We start from the raw sequence: 7,028 nt of genomic DNA, 5'->3' as shown, positions 1-7,028 counted from the left end.
TCAATGGGGAATTTTTTTTTACTTTGAAAGGTGGCATTTAGGAAGGGATGAAAAGCACATAGCAGATTAGGGCAATGTGCTTTATGTTTTATATACTGTACGTATTTTCGAATCCTTCAATTATGTCTTTAATGGCAGGATTGAAATTCCCTTTTTATATTTAGCAACCATTTGATCATATTCATATGGCCCCCCCATATGTTTCTTTCTGTGGGAATACTTCAAGGAGAAGGTACGCCTAAACAGACTCTCCCTCTCTGGAAAAATGCTTTATAAACTTAGAAAAGAGAAATTCGAGCGAAGCTTCACAGAATCAAAAGAACTGCATGGACTTCGCTATTGCCGGTTACGAGGCTTGCACAATGCGAGTGAGCAAGTGTTACTCACTGCAGCGTGTCAGAATATGAAAAAGATCGCCACGCACCTAGCCAAGCTAGGGGTAAATGTGACGATCCTTGTTTTTTACATAAAAATGATGGAAGGCAGTGAACAAAATAAATATTAAACCAAATAAAAAAGCTTGTGGAAGAAAATATAGTGCCTTTCTCCACAAGCTGATCATTGTATACAATAAGATACAATGGTTATTTTACTGCGGAACGAAATCATAAACGATTAAAGCTACTGATAAGGCCCCTACCGTTAAGCACACTAATAAGTTCGCAGCAATAGAAACGTATTTCAAGCGACTTTTTTCACCATTAAATCCAAATATTACCCCGACTAATGGTATGATAAATATACTTGCTAGAAATACATAACCAAGCCAACCGCTTCCTATCCCTAGGGTAAATCCTGTTTCATAATATATTTTTCCCATAATGTTACCTAAAATAAAAACTACAATAGAAGCTAAGAAGCAATAAAAAGATATGCTAGTGTTCTTACTTTTCATACACCTAATCTCTCCTTTGAGTTTTGAGATAATGGAATACATTATACATAATACTCAAATATTGGAAATAAACAATGGCATTTTGTACTGTTTTTCAGAAAAAATTGCAATATTAAGTTTTTTGTTGCTCCATAATAAAAGTACCGCTTTGATACTGAAATAGATTAAAACAAAAAAGTCCCTCCGTGATATAGAGAGACTTTTTCGCGAGAGATTGGTGTAGTGATGTAAGAACAAGAACCATTGTTCTCAAGGGACGCTTTGGAATCGAACCAAAGACTCTAGTTTGTGCTCAACACTGCCTTTCCTTTTGGCTACATCCCTAGTTATATAAGTGAAGGATGAACTAAAATAATAAACAACTTTAAAAATATTTTTTCCTGTTTATTTTTCGCATAGCTTTTTCACTTTATATAATATAAAGAACACAGCGGTATAGCCAAGTGGTAAGGCAAAGGTCTGCAAAACCTTTATCATCGGTTCAAATCCGATTGCCGCCTTTTTGAGGTGATAGTGGATGCTAGAAGAAGATATTAAGAAATTCAATAAGGTAAAACTAGATTTGTTACGAATGTCCAATTGTATAGAAACGTCTAAAACAAATAAAGAAAAAGATTCGTATCAGAATATCTGTATTGAATATTCGAAACAGCTGCAGGCATTAGAAGAATCGATTGAAGAAACATATGGTATTCATTTTTGTTGTTGTCCAACATCAAAAAAATAGTCACAAAAATAATTCTTCATTAAATTTTTTTAGAATATACAAAATCAGGAAGTGTCAAAATCCACCTCAGATAATGGTGTTTTATCCGATATTTTTTGTTCCTTTTTGGTCGAAATTTTCCTTTTTTACGCCTGTTTAACGTGTGAAAGCATACATAACATCATGCAAAATGCTTGTCCAATTCCTCTTTGCGTTTTCTGTATAAAATCATGTTGTTATATGATAATCGATAGTGCATTCCATATCATATGACGGCAATTCAGTGTAAATATTATTATCTTTTAATCGGGCGTATAAAAAAACGGCAGTCAAAATACCATAACTCGTCCACCCCATAAGTCCAACTGGTGCGTGTAATAGAATAAATATAATGCTAGATATGATAAAGCTAAGATAGCTTGGACCAGTAGCATAGGGTAATAATTCGCAGAACACTATTTCTTCTGTAATCGGTGATACGATAATTATGGTGAAAATTATAACTACTGAGAATTGGATAATAGCGTATCTAATCTAATGACATCTGATTCAGTTGTATAGGCATGGTGATGCCAATTTTATTGAAAATAAAGGCCACGATAAAATTGGCAATCAACATAACAGTAACAATCATAAGCATTCGTGATAGGCGAAATCTCCTTCTTGTCGGGTCAAGTCTTTGTCTCTTATTTATCGTTGTTATAGAGAATGTAATGGTGATTAATCCCATTAATAAGGCTATAAGATTTAACGCTCCGGCATATTTGGGGTGAGTGATACTTGCCGAATAGTTACAATGACAAGGTGCACGCTAAAAAGAATACGATTGCTTTGTATAAATCTGGGGTTCTAAAAAAATCCTTTATTAAGATAAGTCGTGTTATTGGATAGTTGTTAGGTAATTCTAACCGGTCTCTTTTTCTGTACTCATCTGTGGCATCCCCCATTTAGTTTTACTTGTTTTATTGTTCATTTTCCGCTTGTTCATGTCCCAATTTTTATTATTTTTAATAATTAGTGATGTTTTTTTAATAAAAATAAAGGGTGAATTTTGATTTTACAGATTTTTATTTCGTTTGATCTGAACAAAACTCTCTCTTGTAATATTTGGTGTATGTTCTACTAATGGATCTTTTTTCTGTTTATGTCTTGGGCGTTTAAAGATTACACCAACTTTTACTTGCTGGACCTCTTTTACTCCTTGGACAATCAACTGCATGGCAAATATAGTAATAATAATTGGCACGAGTATATATAAGAACCAGTATCTCCCTGCCCCGATTGCTTCTCTGCCGATCTGCCCTATTAACCCCGACCATTCATAGGTAGTTGATTTGGGGTTATTTCCAAACATCATATCCAATGGTAATTTCGTACCACCAAAGAAATAATCAAACATCCCTAAGTGCATAAAGATTAACATTACTTGGATGAATTGCTGTCCGAATAGAATCGTAAGCCTTGGGCCAATATGGGGGAGAATATGGCGAATAAATATTTTAAATTTGTCACCTCCCAATACCCTTGCACTTTCAATAAACTCATACTCTAATACTCGATTGATTTCTTTCCCGAGTAAGATAGTCGTTAATGGAATAACTAACAGCGTTAAAATGATTGTTTCTAAAATAACTCTTTCCGTAAAGGATTTTGTAAATGTACCGTCAACTCCAGGTAATAAAATTGGCGTCAATAAAATAAAGGCGATTATACTCAATGGCATAAAGTGAATGGAATCTACCATTTTGGCTAGAAATTGCTGAAAGGAATGTTTTAAATAAAAAGAGTAAACCACACCAAGCAATAATCCACCTATCACACGTAAAAAGGCAATAAGTAAGCCAAAGATTAATGTATACTTAGCCCCAACCACTATTTGATCAAAGATGCTCTCTCCACCTTTATCGGATCCAAAGAAATAGGGCTCTGTTGGAGCAAATGGTGGTGCTGCTAGCAATGTGGATCCATCTTCGGCATAAAGTAAGTTCTGTTGCTCTACATAATCATTAGTGATTACAGAATAAATAAGACTATACCCTATTGTAAGAACAAAAAATAAGCTACCTAATGCAAATTTCCAATTTTTCATATGTAATCCGATACTTTGTGCTAACCATTTTATTGGTGGAATGATGGAAAACTTTCCCCAATTAAACTGCTGCAAACTCTCTTTTAGATCCACCCATCTTATTTTTAGCGATAATCGTAAATTAGGTATGTTCCATTTCTGTTTCCATGATTCTCTCTTCACTTCTCGTGCCTTTTCTTCTTCCTTTATTACAAACATGTCTACTATTTGAAAAATAATAAAAAAAGGTGTGAAGATTAATAACAAAGACACAGTGACAGTAATTGGCGTAAAGTTTGCTCTTAGAAAATAAGTAAGTCCATGAACATTAAACAATTGCTCGATAACAAATTGACTAGACAATAACCCCCAAATAATAATCTTCATGTGATGAAAGGAGACGGGAATAATATTACGAATAATATGATTGCATAGGATTGGTAAATCATGCACCCCTTTGCTTCGTGCAAACGTAACATACATTTTTGAATGTTCTTCTTCCATCATGAGAAGAAGAATTTTAAATAGAGATACAGCCGGTACAATAGATAGGGTAAGAATGGGGCCTAAATAAGCTTTTTCTGAATATGTAGCTATTTGGAAAATTTCTACTCCTGTTTTTTTAAAGATGAAGAGAACAAATGCCTGAAGTAGTGTAGCAACAATGATATCTGGAACGGACTCGACGAAATCTAGGATTCTTTTCATCGGCTGTAGAAGAAAGTTTGGTAGAAAAAAAGCAAAAAGAGCTAAAATGCAAGCAATACCAAACCCTAACAAAATCGCTCCACATAGAATCTCCATTGAATAGATGAATGCTGGCAATAGAACATCAAAAATTGGCGTTTCCGCTCCTCTTAAAGAGTATACCCATTTATCCATTTGGAAAAATTCGTCAGTTAAAAAAGATACAAATATAGAAAGATAACTTTCCCCTTCTGAAAACATTTTCATTTGAAAATATTGGGGTAAAACGCTTAATGCTATTATAGCGGTCACACCAAGTAAATAATAGATAACTAATCTTGCAATTTTTTTCATCGATCCTTTCATCCTCCCCCTTATTACTGAATTGAATATTTTCACTATTCTCAAATTATATGGATATATCGTTTGTTTATCAACTATATTTTTTCCAATTGATACCAAATGAGGATAAATAGATCTAATAAGTTTTCTTCTTTTTCTATTAAATTAACTTTAACTAGGATAGATTCCTATTGTGAAAGAGAAAAAATTTTAATGACCAAATAAAGATTCTATATCTAGAGCCTATAATATATTCATAAAAACGCTTTCGATTAATTGCATTTTTATTGTAGCATTCTCTTTTAACGTTGTAATTTCTTTTTGCTGTTCTTTTACTGTTTCGTACAGGTAATCCACAAGCTCTTTTGTTAGTGGCATACCCATCATTCGCATATGGCCAATCATTGCCATTTTATTTTCATTCATATCTAATTCTCCTCCTTGTAAAATAATCATCTAAACAGATTTCGGTCTATGTTTTAGATCTATCTTCCGCTACCTCTTCCTTTTTCCTTGTCTCTTTTCACTCTTCTGATCATGTAGATGATATAAGGAAAAACCATTGTCCATAAGGGAATAAACCATGGAGCATGAAGTATAACTGGCTCTATGCCGATAAGAAAAATGATGCATATTATTCCTAACACAAGATAAATACTAAGTCTCAATAACCATAATGGCATTTTGATATCACCTCGTTTTAGTTATTTCATCTATAGCCGTTTTTGTTAGTTTTGATATTTTGATTATTTAACGATTCTTCCATCAAGGTATTTAAATTAATTTCTTTTATTTTTTCGTGATTGCTTTGATAAGTCCTGTTACATCTTGTACAGCGAAATCGTTTTTTTCTCTAAAGCTTCGTATCTGAAAAACGTATGAAAATCACTAGAACTGCATTCACATTTAAAGTTCATCTGATCACTCCTTATTGGTAGCACAAACTATGCTTTACTTTTTTCGTTCTCTATTGCACTTTTGTTTCGAACTGTTAATTATATTTAGCTGTATTTTTCGTTATTCATATGTAAAATTAAAGGCTGTCGAGACTTTTTCGACAGCCTGAGAACCATTAATAGCTCTCTTTCTTGTTTCACAAAGGAGTGTTTTAGCCCATTCACAACCTTCATTTACAATAACTGTGCACAATTCCGCACATATAGAAGAAGGCAAAGTTACACCAGCTATGGATATTTTATGAAGCGCTAAGCAAACTGCTTGGCATGCAATAGATACACTTGTCTTACATAAAATGTCCATACTCTGTTCACAAAACGAAGACTGGATCTTATAATCTCCTTCTCTTTTAAATAAAGAGGTTTTAATTGTCTGTCTGGGTTATCCCATATTCTCTAATCTCTATCAGTATTTGTTGTTTGTCATCCCAATACACCCTAACTTCATCGATACCCTTTTCCATTATTCCAGTATGTATTTTAACCGTAATAATTTGGGTTTCGTTTATTTTCCTTTCCGAGATAGAGTAATTGATCATGTCTTCCATTAGATCACCTCCTTATCTATACAAGTGTAAAAATAATGTGGAAAGATGTTTTTCTCAAAGTGGTTTATTTTTTCTTTCATTTCTTCAATTTCATAAGTGTAAGAGGAAATGAATTAATTTTTTCCTTTTGTATAAAGAAAGGAGGTAGACATTTATGGGCGAGCCAGCAAATAAAACCTACCGCTGATATGGGTTGCGGTAAACCAATTCCTCGTTGTTGTTCCGCTAAAAACACGACATGCAGTCAATTATTAACAAAGGTTGGAAACTAAATTCTTCCAACTGGTCAATGCTGTTAAATTAAAGTCTTTTCCTCTCACCTTGCTTAACTGGTTTTGAGTAAATACCATTGTGTTTGGGAGGGTAAAGCACAATTCGAAAAGGGGTTGAATTATTTGATTTATACTACTAAAGAAAATACGTTTACCATTTCTGACGTGAATCCATTAGACGTTCTTTTGCAGCAAGATTATGTAAGAAAAGTGTTGGACTTTTTGGGGGATAAAGTAACGATTAAAGACCATTTAAAATCACGCACTAGAAGTTATACTAGACATTATTATGAAAAAGATGCACCTGATGAATCTTTCACATTTACCGATGAATTAGAATTACCGGAAATGTCTACAGAAGGGGATTTCCAAGCAAAAGTGATTTCTTGTTTCGATGGTGGTTGTAAATTAGACGGTAAGCAATATAAGTGGTGCGGTTTAGGTTGTGGTGGTGGTGATCCGATTAATAAATTAGATTCTTGCTGCCGAACTCATGATATTTGCTATGGCAATTTTGATACGATTAAAGATATGATATGAAGTTTAATATTATA

9 protein-coding genes, 1 tRNA gene and 1 pseudogene are annotated in these 7,028 nt (G+C 33.5%); 4 read left to right on the top strand and 7 right to left on the bottom strand.

Annotated elements, in window-relative coordinates:
• Positions 1–208: 208 nt before the first annotated feature.
• Positions 209–505: pseudogene (locus B3N22_RS19395) on the top strand (transposase); the annotation flags it as partial.
• Between the two features lie 84 nt (positions 506–589).
• On the opposite strand, the gene B3N22_RS19390 reads toward B3N22_RS19395, so the two are convergent.
• Complete coding sequence (locus tag B3N22_RS19390) at positions 590–895, bottom strand: hypothetical protein (RefSeq protein WP_172860094.1); 306 nt, start codon at positions 893–895, stop codon at positions 590–592.
• 430 nt (positions 896–1,325) lie between these two features.
• Here B3N22_RS19390 and B3N22_RS19385 point away from each other — a divergent pair.
• Together B3N22_RS19385 and B3N22_RS19380 are read left to right on the top strand one after the other, a co-directional pair.
• Positions 1,326–1,395 (top strand) — tRNA-Cys (locus B3N22_RS19385).
• 17 nt (positions 1,396–1,412) lie between these two features.
• Complete coding sequence (locus B3N22_RS19380) at positions 1,413–1,622, top strand: hypothetical protein (protein ID WP_172860095.1); 210 nt, start codon at positions 1,413–1,415, stop codon at positions 1,620–1,622.
• Between the two features lie 207 nt (positions 1,623–1,829).
• Here B3N22_RS19380 and B3N22_RS23740 read toward each other — a convergent pair whose 3' ends face one another.
• The 6 genes from B3N22_RS23740 to B3N22_RS19355 form a co-directional block, all read right to left on the bottom strand.
• Positions 1,830–2,102 carry a CPBP family glutamic-type intramembrane protease gene (locus B3N22_RS23740; protein ID WP_414632250.1) on the bottom strand — a complete coding sequence of 91 codons (273 nt, stop codon included), beginning with the start codon at positions 2,100–2,102 and terminating at the stop codon, positions 1,830–1,832.
• 556 nt (positions 2,103–2,658) lie between these two features.
• Complete coding sequence (locus B3N22_RS19375) at positions 2,659–4,710, bottom strand: ABC transporter permease subunit (protein WP_172860096.1); 2,052 nt, start codon at positions 4,708–4,710, stop codon at positions 2,659–2,661.
• Positions 4,711–4,941: 231 nt separating this feature from the next.
• On the bottom strand, positions 4,942–5,124 hold the full coding sequence (locus tag B3N22_RS19370; protein ID WP_172860097.1) for a hypothetical protein: 183 nt from the start codon (positions 5,122–5,124) through the stop codon (positions 4,942–4,944).
• 59 nt (positions 5,125–5,183) lie between these two features.
• Positions 5,184–5,381, bottom strand: coding sequence for a hypothetical protein (locus B3N22_RS19365; protein WP_172860098.1), 198 nt, complete (start codon positions 5,379–5,381; stop codon positions 5,184–5,186).
• 334 nt (positions 5,382–5,715) lie between these two features.
• On the bottom strand, positions 5,716–5,958 hold the full coding sequence (locus tag B3N22_RS19360; RefSeq protein WP_172860099.1) for a hypothetical protein: 243 nt from the start codon (positions 5,956–5,958) through the stop codon (positions 5,716–5,718).
• Between the two features lie 61 nt (positions 5,959–6,019).
• On the bottom strand, positions 6,020–6,202 hold the full coding sequence (locus B3N22_RS19355; protein WP_172860100.1) for a hypothetical protein: 183 nt from the start codon (positions 6,200–6,202) through the stop codon (positions 6,020–6,022).
• A gap of 395 nt (positions 6,203–6,597) precedes the next feature.
• Here B3N22_RS19355 and B3N22_RS19350 point away from each other — a divergent pair, with 395 nt between their 5' ends.
• Positions 6,598–7,014 (top strand): phospholipase A2 family protein, encoded by a 417-nt coding sequence (locus B3N22_RS19350; protein WP_172860101.1) that lies wholly within the window; start codon positions 6,598–6,600, stop codon positions 7,012–7,014.
• The last annotated feature ends 14 nt before the right edge of the window (positions 7,015–7,028 follow it).

It is taken from the genome of Clostridium sp. UBA1652, from assembly GCF_002320975.1.
In the GTDB taxonomy this organism is placed as follows: Bacteria; Bacillota; Clostridia; order Clostridiales; family Clostridiaceae; genus Clostridium_T; species Clostridium_T intestinale.
The sequence above is the reverse complement of the archived record's forward strand: the minus strand, read 5'-3'. Positions and strand labels throughout refer to the sequence as shown.